10 protein-coding genes are annotated in these 16,323 nt (G+C 70.4%); 8 read left to right on the top strand and 2 right to left on the bottom strand.

Annotation, left to right across the window (positions count from 1 at the left end):
• Window positions 1–25: 25 nt before the first annotated feature.
• Window positions 26–1,267, bottom strand: coding sequence for an acyl-CoA dehydrogenase family protein (locus PV963_RS40445; protein ID WP_274821411.1), 1,242 nt, complete (start codon window positions 1,265–1,267; stop codon window positions 26–28).
• 195 nt (window positions 1,268–1,462) lie between these two features.
• Here PV963_RS40445 and PV963_RS40440 point away from each other — a divergent pair, with 195 nt between their 5' ends.
• From PV963_RS40440 to PV963_RS40405, 8 genes are all read left to right on the top strand, one after another.
• A complete protein-coding gene (locus PV963_RS40440) occupies window positions 1,463–3,001 on the top strand; it encodes an AMP-binding protein (RefSeq protein WP_274821410.1) in 1,539 nt (512 codons plus the stop codon).
• A 27-nt stretch (window positions 3,002–3,028) separates the two neighbouring features.
• Window positions 3,029–3,634 (top strand): histidine phosphatase family protein, encoded by a 606-nt coding sequence (locus PV963_RS40435; RefSeq protein WP_274821409.1) that lies wholly within the window; start codon window positions 3,029–3,031, stop codon window positions 3,632–3,634.
• A gap of 30 nt (window positions 3,635–3,664) precedes the next feature.
• A complete protein-coding gene (locus PV963_RS40430) occupies window positions 3,665–4,855 on the top strand; it encodes an acetyl-CoA C-acyltransferase (protein WP_274821408.1) in 1,191 nt (396 codons plus the stop codon).
• A gap of 18 nt (window positions 4,856–4,873) precedes the next feature.
• A complete protein-coding gene (locus tag PV963_RS40425; RefSeq protein ID WP_274821407.1) occupies window positions 4,874–5,851 on the top strand; it encodes a PDR/VanB family oxidoreductase in 978 nt (325 codons plus the stop codon).
• Between the two features lie 83 nt (window positions 5,852–5,934).
• Window positions 5,935–9,162: a fused isobutyryl-CoA mutase/GTPase IcmF gene (icmF, locus tag PV963_RS40420; RefSeq protein WP_274821406.1), complete on the top strand. Its 3,228-nt coding sequence runs from the start codon at window positions 5,935–5,937 to the stop codon at window positions 9,160–9,162.
• 55 nt (window positions 9,163–9,217) lie between these two features.
• Entirely contained in the window at window positions 9,218–10,078 is an 861-nt protein-coding gene (locus tag PV963_RS40415; RefSeq protein ID WP_274821405.1) for a 3-hydroxybutyryl-CoA dehydrogenase, read from the top strand.
• A 324-nt stretch (window positions 10,079–10,402) separates the two neighbouring features.
• Window positions 10,403–11,797, top strand: a complete 1,395-nt coding sequence (locus PV963_RS40410) for a prolyl oligopeptidase family serine peptidase (protein ID WP_274821404.1) — start codon at window positions 10,403–10,405, stop codon at window positions 11,795–11,797.
• A gap of 140 nt (window positions 11,798–11,937) precedes the next feature.
• The gene (locus PV963_RS40405; RefSeq protein WP_274821403.1) at window positions 11,938–12,780 is read left to right on the top strand and encodes a triacylglycerol lipase; all 843 of its coding nucleotides are present in this window, start codon (window positions 11,938–11,940) and stop codon (window positions 12,778–12,780) included.
• 61 nt (window positions 12,781–12,841) lie between these two features.
• On the opposite strand, the gene PV963_RS40400 is transcribed toward PV963_RS40405, so the two are convergent.
• The gene (locus PV963_RS40400; protein WP_274821402.1) at window positions 12,842–16,174 is read right to left on the bottom strand and encodes a S8 family peptidase; all 3,333 of its coding nucleotides are present in this window, start codon (window positions 16,172–16,174) and stop codon (window positions 12,842–12,844) included.
• Between the last annotated feature and the right edge of the window lie 149 nt (window positions 16,175–16,323).

The following is a 16,323-nucleotide window of genomic DNA, read 5'->3' as shown; positions in this document are numbered from 1 at the left end:
GGTAGCTCGGTAGCTGAGCGGTCCCTCAGTTGCCGGGAAGCTGCGAGAACGGCGCCCGGTCCGTCCGAGGCTCGGGCGGCAGCTTGAGCACCCGTTCGCCGATCAGGTTGCGCTGGATCTGGTCGGTGCCTCCGGCCAGCCGGTAGCCGGGGGCGCCGAGCAGGTGCTGGGTCCAGGCGAAGGTGCCCGGTTCCCCGGTGTCGGCGCTGATGCGCGCCCCCATCAACTCGGCGGCGACCTGTCCCGTGCGGGTGAGCAGGTCGGAGGCCATGAGCTTGGTCAACGACGCCTCGGGGCCCGGCCGGCCGCCGGCCGCGCTCGTCCTGGCGACGCGGTCCACGGTGGCCGCGCGCAGGGCGGCTCGTACGTACAGGTCGGCGAGACGCTGGCGGACCAGCGGGTCCGAGGTGCGGTCGAGGGAGCGGGCGAGCGCGAGCACGTCCGAGAACGTGCCGCCCTTGCGGCGGTTGCCGCTGCCGGAGGCGGTCCGTTCGAAGGCGAGGGTCGTGGTGGCGACCTCCCAGCCCTGGCCCGGCCGCCCGATCCGGAGCCGGTCCGGGACGCGTACGCCGCTGAGGAACACCTCGTTGAAGGAGGCGCCGCCGCTCATCTGCCGGATGGGGCGCACCTGAACGCCCGGGGCGTCCATCGGGACCAGGAAGGCGGTGATGCCGGCCTGTTTGACGACGTCCGGGTCGGTCCGGGCGAGCAGCAGACCGTAGTCGGCGAACTGGGCGCCCGAGGTCCACACCTTCTGGCCATCGATCACCCACTCGTCCCCGTCGGCCTGCCGGGCCCGGCTGCGCACGGCGGCGAGGTCGGACCCGGCGCCGGGCTCGCTGAAGAGCTGGCAGGCCAGCAGGTCGGTGCGCAGGAACGCGCGGGCGTGCTCGCGGACTTGCTCTGCCGTCCCGAAGAGGGAGACGGCCATCGCGACCAGGCGCACGGTGACGCTGATCAGCTCGGTGGAGGGCGGCACCTCGAAGGCGGACTCCTCCTCGGCGAAGACGGCCACGTGGGCGGCGGTCAGCCCCGCACCGCCCTTGTCCACGGGGAGGGTCAGCGCCTGGTAGCCGGCGTCGAAGCGGGCCCGCTGATAGGCGCGGCAGCGCTCCAGCAGCAGGCGTTCCTCGTCCTCGGGGAGGTTGTGGAACACGGCGAGATCGGCGGCCTCTCCGGCGGACTCCGGCGCCCGCGCCGGTTCGAGCACGCCGGCCAGCCACTGCCGCACCTGCGTACGCCATGCGTCCGGATCGGGCTGGGGCATGACTCCTCCTCGGACACTTACCAGACGAAAGATTCAGTAAGGGGGACAGCAAAGAGCACTGGCGGAACCCCTTGAGCATGCGGATATACCTCCGCTTGGGATCAGAGTGTTCCGCACTTTCTTGATAAACGCTACAGTCTCCGCATCACCTCTCCCCTCGAATCGGGAGAGGGCCGATGAGCCGCCGGAGGAGCCATGTCGCTGCTGCCACTCGACCGTCGCGCCCAGGAGACACCCGAGGACCCCGCCCTGGTGGACGACCTGGGCGTGCTGTCCTGGTCCGGCCTCGCCGACCAGGTGGCGCGGGCGGCGGCACGGCTGCTGGAGTTCGCGCCCGGCCCCGACGACCGGGTCGCCGTCCTCGGTGACAACGCGATCCCGACTCTGGTCGCCCATCTGGCCGGCCTGCGGGCCGGGGTCGGGACCGTGGCCACGTCCCGGAACCTCACCTCGGGCGAACTCGTCGACCAGATCATCGACGCGGGCGTGACCGCGATCGTCGCCGGTCCCGCCGGGGCGGGTGCGGCCCTGGACGCGGCCCGGGAACTGGGCCTGCCGCTGGTGACGCACGGAACGCCGGCCGTCGGGCACGCCTTCGACTGGGACCTGTGGCTGGCGGCCGCACCCGCCGGACGCACCGTCCCGACGGACCGGTCCGCCCGCCCTCCGCTCGTCTACACCTCGGGCACCACCGGCCGGGCGCGCGGCACCGAGGTGCGCTGGGTGAGCGGCCCGGTCGCCGACAGCGCCGCCTACCTCGCCGCGATGTCCGCCCGGCCCGGATTCCCCGCGGGGCCGCACCTGGTGTGCGGGCCGCTCCAGCACAACGCGCCGCTGACCTCGCTGCGGCACCTGGCGGCCGGTCAGCCGGTGGTCGTCCTCGGCAGATACGACGCGGAGACGTTCCTCAGCCGGGTGCAGAGGTGGCGGGTCTCCTCGACGGTGATGGTGCCCACCCACTTCCAGCGGCTGCTCGCCCTCCCGGAGGAGGTCCGCGCCCGGTACGACGTCTCCAGCCTGCGGCAGGTCTCCCACACCGGCTCCGCGTGCCCGCCGGACGTGAAGCGAGCCATGATCGAGTGGTTCGGTCCGGTGCTGACCGAGTCGTACGGCGCCAGCGAAGCGGGGACCGTGGCCCGCATCAGCAGCGCCGAGTGGCTGGCGCACCCGGGCTCGGTCGGGCGCGTCCGGGCTCCGTTCGAGGTCCTCGTCACCGATGACGACGGCCGGCGACTGCCGCCCGGCGAACGCGGTCTGCTGGCCTTCCGGGCACCCGGCGACCAGGGCGTCCGCTATCACGCGGACCCGGACAAGACCAGGTCCGCCTATCTCTCCCCCGGCGTCTTCACGCTCGGCGACATCGGCTACGTCGACGCGGACGGCTACATCTTCATCACCGACCGGGCCGCGGACGTGGTGGTCTCCGGCGGCGTGAACCTGTACCCGGCCGAGAGCGAGGCGGTCCTGCGCCGGCACCCGGCGGTCGCCGAGGTCGCGGTCATCGGCGTGCCCGACCCGGACTTCGGCGAGTCACTGCGGGCGCTGGTCGTGGTGGCGGCGGACGAGCCGCCGGCCGACGAGCTGGACCGGTTCTGCCGCGAGCACCTCGCCGCCCACAAGTGCCCGAAGTCGTACGAGTTCGTCCCCGAGCTGCTGCGCAACGCGATGGGCAAGCTCGACAAACGCGCGATGCGCCGCCCGTACTGGCGCTCCGAACGGACCATCGCCGGCTGAGCCGGGCCCACCCAGTAAGGACCACCCATGACCGAACTCCTCCTCATCCGGCACGGCCTCCCCCTGGCGGGCGTGTTCGACCCGGGGCTGTCACCGGAGGGCACCGCTCAGGCCGAGCGCCTCGCCGCCTGGCTCGTGCACGAGGACGTCGACGCCCTGTACTCCAGCCCGTATCGGCGTGCCCGCGAGACCGTGGCACCCCTGGAACGCCTCACCGGCATGACCGCCACCGTCCTCGACGACCTGCGCGAGTGGGACACCGACGTGACTCAGCCCTACATGCCACCGGAGCAGATCGGCGCGGACGATCCCCGGGCGGCGGCGCTCACCGAGGGGCGCTACGAGGACTTCGTGCCCGAGCTGGACTGGGACGCCTTCCGCGCCCGTGCCGGGCGGGCCATGGACACCGTCCTCGACGCCCATCCCGGAGGGCGGGTCGCGGTCGTGTGCCACGGCGGCATCACCAACACCTATCTGGCGACGGTGCTCGGCCTGCCCACGATGTTCTGGTTCCACCCCGACTACACGTCCGTCAGCCGGGTGCGGCGCATGCCCGGCGGCCGGATCGTCCTGCACTCGGTGAACGAGACGGCCCACATGGTCGCCGAACGTGCCGTCGACGCGGTCGCCTGATCCCGTCCCAGACCCCAGGAGGTCCCCGGCATGCCCGGATCCGTCATCGTCGCCGGAGCAAGGACGCCCATCGGCAGGCTGGCGGGTGCCCTGAGCACCGTGTCCGCGGTCTACCTCGGCGCCCACGCCATCGGCGCGGCACTGGCCGCCGCCCGTCTGGACCCGGCGGCGGTGGAAGCCGTCGTCATGGGTCATGTCGTGCAGGCCGGGGCCGGCCCGAACCCGGCACGGCAGGCGGCGGTCCGCGCCGGCATTCCGTTCTCCGTCCCCGCGAGCACCGTCAACAAGCTCTGCCTGTCCGGTCTGCACGCCATCGCCCTGGCCGACCTCATGATCGCCTCCGGCCGCCACGAGGTGGTCCTCGCCGGTGGCATGGAGTCCATGTCGGGCGCCCCGCACCTGCTGCGCGGGGCTCGCACCGGCTGGAAGTACGGCTCAGCCGCGGCGGAGGACGCCCTCGACCGCGACGCCCTGGTCTGCGCCTTCGACGGCGTCTCCATGGGCGCGGCCACCGAGCGCTACCAGCGGCCGTTCGCCCTGACCCGCGAGGAGCAGGACGAGTACAGCGCGCTGTCCCACCAACGGGCCGCCCACGCCCAGGAGTCGGGCGCGCTGTCCGGGGAGATCGCTCCCGTCACCGTGGCGGGACGGCGGGGCGAGACGGTGGTGGACACCGACGAGGGCGTACGGCCGGGAAGCACCGCCGAGAGCCTGGGGCGCCTGAGGCCGGCCTTCTCCGGCGCCGGCACCCTCACCGCGGGCAACTCCTCACAGCTCTCCGACGGCGCCGCAGCCGTCGTCGTGATGAGCGCGGAGCGCGCCCGGTTCGAGGGCCTGACACCACTCGCCGAGATCGGTGCCTACGGCACGGTCGCCGGCCCCGACCCCTCGCTGCTCGTCCAGCCGGCCGGCGCCGTCCGCGACGCGCTGTCCCGGGACGGCCGGCTGAAGACCGCCGACCTGGACCTGTTCGAGATCAACGAGGCGTTCGCCGGAGTGGCCCTGGCTTCCGTCCGGGAGCTGGACATCCCTCTCGACAAGGTGAACGTCAACGGCGGAGCGATCGCGCTCGGGCACCCGGTCGGCATGACCGGGGCCCGGCTGGTGCTGACCCTCGCGGCCGAACTGCGGCGGCGCGGAGGCGGCAGCGGAGCGGCGGCCCTGTGCGGGGGCGGCGGCCAGGGCGACGCGCTGTTGCTGCATGTGCCGACCCAGGACTGAACCCGGAGCCGAACCATCATGACCATCCAACTGACCTCGGTCGACACGACCCTTGTCGTGGCGGCCCGTACCCTCGCCGCTGACGGCGTCGTCTCCCTCACCCTGCGCCGCCCCGACGGCGGGATCCTCCCCGCCTGGACACCGGGCGCCCACATCGACGTACTCCTGGCCGGCGCCGACGGCGAAAACGGCGATCTGATCCGTCAGTACTCCCTGTGCGGAGACCCGGCCGCGCACGACTCCTGGCAGATCGCCGTGCTGCGCGAGCCGCACGGCCGCGGCGGCTCCGCGTACGTCCACGACCACCTGCGCGAAGGCGCCGCCGTGCGGGTCCGCGGGCCGCGGAACAACTTCCCGCTGCGGCCCGCCGCACGCCACCTGTTCATCGCCGGCGGCGTCGGTATCACGCCCATCCTCCCCATGGTGGAGGCCGCGGAGGCCGCGGGGGCCGACTGGCGTCTGCTGTACGGCGGGCGCACCCGTACCTCCATGGCGTTCCTGGACCGCCTCGCCCCGCACGGGGGCCGGGTACTGATCCGTCCGCAGGACGAGTACGGCCTGCTGGACCTCGCGGCCCACCTCGGCGTGCCCGAGGAGGGCACGCTGGTGCACGCCTGCGGTCCCGAACCCCTGTTGCAGGCGGTGCAGGAACACTGCGGGGGCTGGCCTCCCGGCTCGCTGGGCGTCGAACGGTTCGCCCCGGTACGGACGGCCGCGACCGGCCCGGCCGAGGCCTTCGAGCTGGAGCTCGCCCGGTCCGGGCTCACCCTCACCGTGCCGCCGGACCGCTCGGTCCTGGAAACCGTCGAGGAGGCCGGTGTCGCGGTCGACTTCTCCTGCCGGGAAGGCACGTGCGGCACCTGCGAGACCGACGTGCTCGACGGCAAGCCCGACCACCGCGACTCGCTGCTGACCGAGGACGAGCGGGCCGCCGGCGACACCATGCTGATCTGTGTCTCCCGTTCGTGCGGGACTCGTCTCGTCCTCGACCTGTGACGGCGATCACCCCCAGCAATTTACTAGGACGTCCTAGTATCTCTTTCGTCAGCAGCACCCCCGCCCTGTCCGGGAAGGCCTCCATGAGCGCTCTGCACCGACCCGTGCATCCTGTCCGCCTGGTCACGGCTTCGGCTCTGTTCGACGGGCATGACGCGTCGATCAACATCATGCGGCGGATCCTCCAGTCCCAAGGCGCCGAGGTGATCCACCTCGGGCACAACCGGTCGGTGCGGGAGGTCGTCGACGCCGCTCTGGAGGAGGACGCCCACGGTGTCGCCGTCTCGTCCTACCAGGGCGGGCACGTGGAGTACTTCGAGTACCTGGTCGAGTCGCTGCGCGCGCGGGGAGCCGACCACATCCGCGTGGTGGGCGGCGGAGGCGGCGTCATCGTGCCCGAGGAGATCGCCCGGCTGCGCGCCAGCGGGGTGACCATCTTCTCCCCCGAGGACGGGCAGCGGATGGGCCTGGCCGGGATGGTCAACTCGGTCGTGAAGGACTGCGACTTCGACCTCTGGGACGGCAAGCCGGCCGACGCGGCCGCCGTGCTGGCAGGCGACCGGTTCGCGATCGCCCGCGCCATCACCGGCGCGGAACTGGGCAAGCTGCCCCCGGATCTCCTTGAGCGGCTGCGGGCCGCCGCCGCGGCACGGGTCATGCCGGTGCTCGGCATCACCGGCACGGGCGGCTCGGGCAAGTCGTCACTGACGGACGAGCTGGTGCGCCGCTTCCGCCTCGACCAGCAGGACAAGCTTCGCATCGCCGTGATCGCGGTCGACCCGACCCGCCGCCGCGGCGGCGGGGCACTGCTCGGTGACCGCATCCGCATGAACTCCCTGGACGGCAACCGGGTCTTCTTCCGCAGTCTGGCCACCCGTGGCAGTCGCGAGCTGCCCGAGCACCTGTCCGACGTCATCGACGTGGTGAAGGCCGCCGGGTTCGACCTGGTGATCGTGGAGACGCCGGGCATCGGCCAGGGAGACGCGGCGATCGTGCCGTTCGTCGACACCTCCCTGTATGTGATGACACCGGAGTTCGGTGCCGCCTCGCAGCTGGAGAAGATCGACATGCTCGACTTCGCCGACGTCGTGGCGATCAACAAGTTCGAGCGGCGCGGCGCGCAGGACGCACTGCGCGACGTGGGCCGCCAACTGGTCCGCAACCGCGAGGCGTTCGGCATGCGGCCCGAGGACATGCCGGTGTACGGCACGTCGGCGGCGACGTTCAACGACGACGGTGTCACCGCGCTCTACCAGCACTTGAAGACCTGCCTGGCCGAGAAGGGCCTGCCGCTGGCCGAGGGCGCGCTGGCACCGGTCGGAGTACGCCACTCCTCCGGCATCCGGCAGGTGGTACCGGCAGCCCGGGTGCGCTACCTCGCCGAGATCACCGACACGATCCGCGCCTACCACGCAGAAACCGCGCAACTGGCCGAGGCGGCCAGGCGGGTGCAGTACCTGGAGGCGGTCAGGGACGAGCTCGCCGAGGCCGGCTCCGACGCGGCGAACGTGCGCTCGCTCCTCGACGACGCCCGCAAGCAGCTCCCGCACCAGGTCACGGAGCAGATCGGCAACTGGCCCGCCGTCATCGCCTCCTACTCCGGAGACGAGCAGGTGGTGACGGTCCGGGACAAGAAGATCCACACCAAGCTGACCCGGGAGTCCCTGTCCGGCAACAAGGTCCCGCGCGTCGCCCTGCCCCGCTTCACCGACCACGGGGAGCTGGTGCGGTTCTGGCGCGGGGAGAACCTGCCCGGCTACTTCCCCTTCACAGCCGGGGTGTTCCCCTTCAAGCGCGAAGGCGAGGACCCGGCGCGGATGTTCGCCGGTGAGGGCGATCCCTTCCGTACGAACCGGCGCTTCAAACTGCTCTCCGAGGGCCAGCCGGCCACCCGCCTGTCCACCGCCTTCGACTCGGTCACCCTCTACGGCCGCGACCCGGACGAACGCCCCGACATCTACGGCAAGGTCGGCACGTCCGGGGTGTCGGTGGCCACGCTCGCGGACATGAAGGCCCTCTACGACGGCTTCGACCTGATCGCGCCCACGACCTCGGTCTCCATGACCATCAACGGCCCCGCGCCGACGATCCTGGCGTTCTTCCTCAACACCGCCATCGACCAGCAGACGGAGAAGTTCCGAGCCGCCGAGGGCCGCGACCCGTCCCCCGAGGAAGCGGCCGAGCTGCGGGCCCACGCGCTCGCGAACGTGCGCGGCACCGTGCAGGCCGACATCCTCAAGGAGGACCAGGGCCAGAACACCTGCCTGTTCTCCACCGAGTTCTCCCTGCGGATGATGGCCGACATCCAGGAGTGGTTCATCGCGCACAAGGTCCGCAACTTCTACTCCGTGTCCATCTCCGGCTACCACATCGCCGAAGCCGGCGCGAACCCCATCAGCCAGCTCGCCTTCACCCTCGCCAACGGCTTCACCTACGTCGAGGCCTACCTCGCCCGGGGCATGCACATAGACGACTTCGCCCCGAACCTGTCGTTCTTCTTCTCCAACGGCATGGACCCCGAGTACTCCGTCCTCGGCCGGGTCGCCCGCCGTGTCTGGGCCGTCGCGATGAAGGAGAAGTACGGGGCGAGCGAACGCAGTCAGAAGCTGAAGTACCACGTCCAGACCTCCGGACGCTCCCTGCACGCCCAGGAGATGGACTTCAACGACATCCGCACCACCCTCCAGGCCCTCACGGCCATCTACGACAACGCCAACTCGCTGCACACCAACGCCTACGACGAGGCCGTCACCACCCCGTCCGAGGAGTCGGTGCGGCGTGCGCTGGCCATCCAGCTCGTCATCAACCGCGAGTGGGGCCTGGCGATGAACGAGAACCCCCTCCAGGGATCGTTCGTCATCGACGAACTCACGGACCTGGTGGAGGAGGCCGTACTCCAGGAGTTCGAGCGGATCAGCGAGCGCGGTGGCGTACTGGGCGCGATGGAGACCGGCTACCAGCGGGGCCGCATCCAGGACGAGTCGATGCTGTACGAGCAGCGCAAGCACGACGGCACCCTGCCCATCATCGGCGTCAACACCTTCCTCCGCCCCGGCGGCGACAGCCGGCCTCAGGAGCTGGAACTCGCCCGGGCCACCGAGGAGGAGAAGCAGTCCCAGCTGGAGCGCGTGCGGGACTTCCACACCGGCCACCGCGACCAGGCCCACGATGCCCTGGCCGCTCTCAAGAACGCGGCGACGAACGGCGACAACGTCTTCGCCGTCCTCATGGAGGCCACCCGGGTCTGCTCGCTCCAGCAGATCACCGAGGCCTTCTTCGAGGTGGGCGGCCAGTACCGCCGCAACGTCTGACCCAGCCCGGTAGCCCGGAAACCACCCCGCAGCGACTCACCACATAGGACCTCAGATGGATCCCGTTACTCGTCTCGGCGTGGTCGGATGCGGCCTCATGGGCTCCGGCATCGCCGAAGTCGCGGCCCGCAGCGGCATCGACGTCCGTGTCGCCGAGGCCACGCCTGAGGCCCTCCAGGCAGGCCGCCGTCGGCTCACCGCCTCACTCGACCGAGGCGTACGGCGTGCCAAGCTCAGCGAGGAGCAGCGGGACCGGGCCCTCGCCAGGCTTTCCTTCACCCACGACCTCAGTGACATGGCCGACCGCCAGTTCGTCGTCGAGGCGGTCGCCGAGAACCGCGACATCAAGACGGATGTCCTGCGCACCCTGGACAAGGCGGTCGAAGACCCCGCGGCGGTCCTGGCCACCAACACCTCCTCGATCCCCGTCGTCGATCTCGCCGTCGTCACCGAGCGGCCCGCGCAGGTCATCGGCATGCATTTCTTCAACCCCGTGCCCGTGCAGCAGCTGGTGGAGCTCATTCCCACCCTCATCACCAGCGCGGACACCGTGCAGCGCACCCGCGGCTTCGCCGGGCAGTTGGGCAAACAGGCCATCCAGGCGCCCGACCGCTCCGGCTTCGTCGTCAACGCCCTCCTCGTGCCCTACCTGCTCAGCGCGGTACGGATGGTGGAGTCGGGCTCCGCGCGGCCGGAGGACATCGACCGAGGGATGGAACTCGGCTGCGCCCACCCCATGGGGCCGTTGCGGCTGCTCGACCTCATCGGCCTCGACACCGCCCAGGCCGTGGCCGAGTCGATGTACGAGGAGTTCAAGGAGCCGCTGTACGCACCGCCCGCCCTCCTGCGCCGCATGGTCGCCGCGGGCCACCTCGGCCGCAAGAGCGGTCGCGGCTTCCACACGTACGACGCCTGACCGTGCGTTCCCACCTGGGGCGAAGCTCCAGGCCCTTTGCGTACAGCCGGGAGCTCATCGCGGGCCGGCAGCGCTCGCAGGCGTCGAAGTCCTGCCAATTGATGCGCTGATCGCATGGACAGATCTCGGTTTGATGCTGGACAGGGATCCGGCAGTGCTCCGAAACTCTCGCGTAACACCTCGGCCTGTCCCCGCCCAGCTCCCGCCCACATGCCCCGTCATGGCCCCAATGTGCCGCCCGGTCCCGTGAGTTCGGAGCCGGACGACCGGATCCACACACCGCCGCACCCGGTCCGGGTGCCCCACCGAGCGAGACGAGGACCCATGAGATCGATCCCCAGACGTACGGTGCTCGCCGTCACCGCAGGTGTGGTCGCGGCGCCGACGGTGAGCACGGCGACCGCGGTGGCCGCCGACGCCACGACAGCCCCGTCCGATGGACGGCAAGCGGCCTCCGGACTCAACCCGGCCCTGCGGACGGACCTCCTCACGCAGGTGACGCCGAGGAACAACTGGCTCGTGGCAGCGGTCGCCATCCAGTACGCGCATCGCATCGATCTGCGCGGCGGGACCGTCCCGCCCACCGCCTTCCAGGTGCAGGCCACCGTGGGCGGACGGACAGCGGCTCGCACGGTGACCCGGGTCTACTCCAACGCCTCCGCCGAAGTGGACGACCGCTCTCATCCCGGACGACCGGGGAACCACCTGATCGTCGAACTCGATCCGAACGACTCCAACGCACGGGCGGCCGGCACCGATCCCCTGCCGCTCGACCGTGCCTACTCCGTCCGACAGGTGGCGGACGTGCGTTCCCCGGAAGGTGAACCGGTACTCAAGGCCGGTCCGTTCGCGATCCGGAACGACGACGTCATCACTCCCGTGGTCGACGACTTCACCGCCGGCTCCTTCACCGACTCCGCGGGTTTTGAACTGGACTTCCGGCTGTACCAGCCTGCGGGATTCTTACGGAACCCGCAGAGCCGCACACGGTACCCGCTCGTCGTCACCCTGCATGGCGGTGGCGAAGTCGCGGACAACAACATGACCCAGCTCACTTCCAACCGGATCGCGGTCACGTTCGCCAAACCGGAACGACAGCGCCGCAACCCCGCGTTCGTCCTCTCTCCGCAGATCCCCCTCCCCCGTCCCATGGACGGACCCGACGGCACGGACTGGACCGACGCGAAGGTCCAGGCCGCGCTGATCGAACTCATCGACACCTTCGTGCGCGAGCACGCGCGCAACGTGGACACCGACCGGCTCTATCTGGTCGGCCTGTCCTCAGGCGGTCGCGGCATCTACAGTCTGCTGGCCAAGCGACCCGATGTGTTCGCGGCTGCCCTGCCGACGGCCGGCTGGGGCGACGCGGCCACCATGGACAGGATCACGCACATCCCGATGTGGGCCGACCACTCGGTCGACGACCCGGTCGTCCCCTACCGGGAGGGCCGGTTCGGCAACCCCGGCACCTGGACCCTGATGAACGCGCTGGAGACCGCCGGTGCACGGGTGAGCCGTGGGGAGTGGGCCAACGACCTGCCGAAGGCACAGTTCGAGGCCCGGTCACGGGCTCTCCTACGCCAGGCCCGGGCCACGCGCAGCCACGTACTGTTCACGAGCTACACGGCCGGAACGACACCGGTGAACCCACATCTTTCATGGGCCCAGACGTACGAGAACGACGTGGTCATCGACTGGCTCTTCGCACAGTCCCGGTAGCCGGCCGCTCGCGGGTTTCCGCGCTCTCATCGCTTTCCGGAGGTAAGGCAATGCGTCCACGCAGTCGTTCAACCAACACGCCGTCACGGACCCGGTCCCGTCCCACGACGGCACTGATCGCACTGGCAACCACCATCGGCTTGGCGCTGACTCTGCTGACAGCCGCCGGAACGCCGGCAGCCGCCGCCGACGCCACCACAGGCATCCCGGCCCCGACGACCGCTTCCCTGGAGGCCGCCAACGGGCCGCTGACCACCGCCACCCACACCGTTCCCAACCCGAGGGGGTACGGCTCAGGCCGGGTCACGTATCCGACGGCCAGTGGCTCGTACCCGGGCATCGTGCTGATGCCGGGCTATCAGGGCACACAGCGGAACCTGCAGTGGCTCGCACCCCGCCTCGCTTCCTGGGGCTTCGTCGTCATCAACGTCGGAACAAACACACTCACCGACGATCCCGAGTCGCGTGGCCGCCAGATCACCGCCGCCGGCACCCAGTTGCTCGCGCTCGGCAACGCCCCCGGCAACCCGCTGTCGGGGAAGCTCAACGGCACTTTGGGCGCGGCCGGTCACTCCATGGGCGGCGGTGGCGTCATGGCGGCCCTCCGGGACGACTCGCGCTTCCGGGCGGGCGTGCCGACTGCCCCGTACCACCCGAACGGGAACTTCTCCGGGGTCACCGAACCCACCTTCTTCCTGACCTGCCAAAGCGACTCCGTCGCCCACGGCAACAGCTACGCGGTGCCCTGGTACAACTCCATGTCCCGGGCCGAGAAGCTCTACATCGAAGTTCCAGGCGACCATCTGTGCCCGATGACGGGCCACGGCGACAAGGCCAGGCAGGGCAAGTGGATGGTGTCGTTCTTCAGCCTCTGGCTGCGTGCCGACACCCGCTTCAGCCCGTTCCTGTGCGGTCCCGCTCGTGACGCCGACAAGAACAACACCTCCCTGGTCACCCGCTGGATGGACACCTGCCAGTTCTGACCGGCTCGCTCCGCACGCTGTGCGGTCTGCCGGAGGCCGGGCTTCCGGCAGACCAACCAACTCAGCGAACCACGTCAGCGAACCCGGGCCTCAACTTGCCGTAGTACGCGTTGTGGACCGAGATCGTGGACGTGTTGCCCTTCTTGTCGGTGATCTTGGCGCGGAGGGAGATGCCCTTGCCCTTCGCCGGGTTCTTGACGGCGATCCTGCCGTTCCTGACGTCGGTCTTCTTCCAGGTCCTGCCGTCGTCGTACGACACGTACACCGTCAGCGACTTGAGGTTCCGGCCCCTTGCCGCGCCCTCGACGGTGACCGGGTAGGTGACCGTCCGGCCGGCCTTGACCCGGCTGTCCAGGCCCGTCTTCGCCTTGAAGCGGACAGAGGAGACGGGCAGCTCGGTCGGCAGTTCGGAGGACGGCCTCTTCGAGCGGAACGTCCAGCTCGCGTCGACCCGTGTGGAGGCGGCCTGAACCTTGGTGCTCCGCCTGGCCGAGGTGGTCAGCGTGTACTCGGCCTCGCCGGCCGGGACCTTGAACACCTTTTCGCCGGTGAGCGGGTCGGCGTTCGAACCCACCTTCCTGCCGTTGCGGTACAGCGTCGTCCGCACCGAGGTGAGGTCCGAGACCGCGTTCTGCCCCATGCCGTCGGCGAAGAGCGGGAGCCGGCCGTAGATCCCGTCGAGGCTGTGGAAGATGCCGGACTTCTCCGGGACCACCCGCGGCGCGAACACGGCCGTGTTGAACGCCTTCTGGTAGGTCCTGCCCCCGGCGAACTTCAGGTAGGAGTCGGAATTGGAGGTGGCATCGTTGAGCGGGAGACCGTCCTGATCCAGCTTCCCGGAGTACTGCTGGGCGTCGAAGTACCACTCGGCACCCTCGCCCGTCGACAGGTACAGCGTCCGGGTGGTGGGCAGCTTCTGCTTCACCGGGGTGTGCAGGCCGTAGCCGGAGGGCGCGGAGGGGATCAGTCCGAGCGCACCCGTCTTGCCGGAGGCCGACGTGCCCAACCCCGCTTTCACCGTGGCCAGCTCGCTCGCCTTGTAGTGGTGGACGCGGTTGCCCACGACCTTCTTCACCTCGCCGCCGCCGACGATGTCGTACTCGGCGCTGTTGCCCTTGGTCCACTGCCCGGACCAGGTCTGCACCAGGCCGGAGGCCATCGCAGGGCCGACGTGCGCGAGCCGGATGTCGGAGAAGGAGGGCATCTCGACGCCGAACGCCACGTTCGCGGACACGTGCTCGTACGACACGTAGGCCTGCAGCGGCTGGGCCCGGTCGTCCGGGACGGTGATGTCGGCCGACTTGGTCTTGTTCAGGTCGAGCGTGACCGTCGTGTTCCTGCTGATGTTCAGCACGGGCTGGGCCAGCCAGTCGGCACCGCCCTCGGTCGAGTCCGGGTCCTTCATGCTCAGCGAGTCCAGGAAGTATCCCCCCTTGGGGACCCGGAAGGTAACGGTGTCGTCGTTGGAGACGGAGACGTAGCTGGCGCCGCCCCGCCGGCCCTGGAACAGGCTCGTGAGGTGAACCGGCTTCTGACCGGGGCGGTTGATGAACTTCAGGGTGAGGTCGTACATCTCGCTCTCCCGCTCGACGCCCAGCGCCGTACGGACGCTCTGGCCGCCCCCGGTGGCGGTCACGTACGCCGAGTACGCGCCGTCGAGCTTGCCGCCGAGCTTGGTGTTCACGGTGACGTCGACGGACGCCTTGCCGCCGGCCGGGACGGTGACCGTCTTCGAGCCGAGGGTGAAGAAGCCCACCGGGGCCGCCTTGCCCTCGGGGTCGCGGGCCTCGTTCGACAGGGCCAGCGTGACGGCCTTCGTGCCGAGGTTGCGGTACGTCAGCTTCCTGGTGACCGGGGTGTCGTCGGTGTGCGGCCACTGCTGGACCGGGAAGCTCACCGAGCTCGTCTCGGCGACCACGCTCTGGCCGAGCGCCTTGTCGACCCGGATGCGGCCCGAACCCTGCTCGAACGATGAGTAGTCGCCGCCCCTGGCCGAGCCCACGAGCACGGACTTCAGCTCGCTGAACTTCCAGTCGGGGTGTTGCTGCTTGAGGAGGGCGGCGGCGCCCGCGACATGCGGGGTCGCCATCGACGTGCCCGAGATCGACAGGTACCCGGCCGGCTTCTCGCCGACCTCCTTGGCGATCGCACTGCCCTTGGCCGAGGCCGCGGTGATGCCCACGCCCGGCGCGGTCACGTCCGGCTTGAGGGCACCGTCGGCAGTCGGGCCGCGGCTGGAGAAGCCCGCGAGCTTGTCGTTGCCGTCGACGGCGCCGACGGTGAGCGCGTTGGCCGCACTGCCCGGGGAGCCGACGGTCCTGGCGCCGTCCTCGCCCTCGTTGCCCGCGGCGATGGCGAAGAGGGTGCCCTTCTGCTCGGACAGCTTGTTGACCGTGGCTTCCATCGGGTCGACGCCCGGGGTGTCGCCGCCGCCCAGGCTGAGGTTGACGATGTCGGCGCCCTGCGAGACGGCCCACTCCATGCCCGCGATGATCCCGGAGTCGTCACCCTCGCCGGCGTCGTTGAGGACCTTGCCGTTGAGGATCTTCGCGCCGGGGGCGACGCCCTTGTACTTGCCGCCGGACTTGGCGCCGGTTCCCGCGATGGTGGACGCGACGTGTGTGCCGTGGCCCTGCCGGTCGCCGGTGGTGGCGGCCGAGGAGAAGTTCTTGGCGCCGATCACCTGGTCCCTGACGTCGGGGTGGGTCGTGTCGACGCCCGTGTCCAGGACGGCGACCTTGACGCCCCTGCCGTCGTAGCCCTTCGCCCAGGCCGTGGGCGCGCCGATCTGCGGCACGGACTTGTCGAGGCCGGCCTTGCGGACGCCGTCGAGCCAGATGTGGGAGATGCCCGAGGCGACCGAGTCGCCGTTGGTGAGGGCGTCCCACAACTTGGGCGCGCTCTTCGTAGGCGTCTGGACGGACTCCAGGTTCAGGGTCTTGAAGGTCCGGCGGAGGATTCCCGCGTCTCGGACGTCGGCCCTCGCGGTGCGTGCCGCGCCCTTGTAGCTGACGATGACCTTCAGGCCGCCCTGCTGGTACCTGCGGTTGGCCGCCTTGTTGAGCTCGGTGATGTCGAACAGCCGCTGGTCGAGTTTGCCGCTCGCGATCATCCGGGCGGCGTCCGTCGGTATGACGAGGGTGTGGCCGTCGACCTTCCGCATCTGCACGGGGACCCGCTCGCGGCCCTTGGCCCGCTCCATGCCGACGACACGGCCCTTGGCGTCGACGATGACACGGTCACCGGTGACGAGGGTGATGCGGTGCGTGTCGACGGATTCCGTGACCTTGGCGGCGGTCGCCGCGGGACCGGCGGCGGGCACGGGCCTGGCCTGTGCCGTGCCGATCAGTCCCGTGGCGAGGACCGCCGCCACCGTCGCCGCGGCCGTGGCCACGCATGCTGTTCTCACTTTTCTGCGCAAAGTTCCCCCAGTGCTGGAGTGCCGACTGACAGTGACCGGAGGGACGGTAGGAACGCGGATGCACAGCTGTTCGTCGGGTGTGCGGCGACGACGTATCGATGTCGATGACGGATCGCGGGGCG

Source organism: Streptomyces coeruleorubidus (assembly GCF_028885415.1).
GTDB lineage: Bacteria > Actinomycetota > Actinomycetes > Streptomycetales > Streptomycetaceae > Streptomyces > Streptomyces coeruleorubidus_A.
The sequence above is the reverse complement of the archived record's forward strand: the minus strand, read 5'-3'. Positions and strand labels throughout refer to the sequence as shown.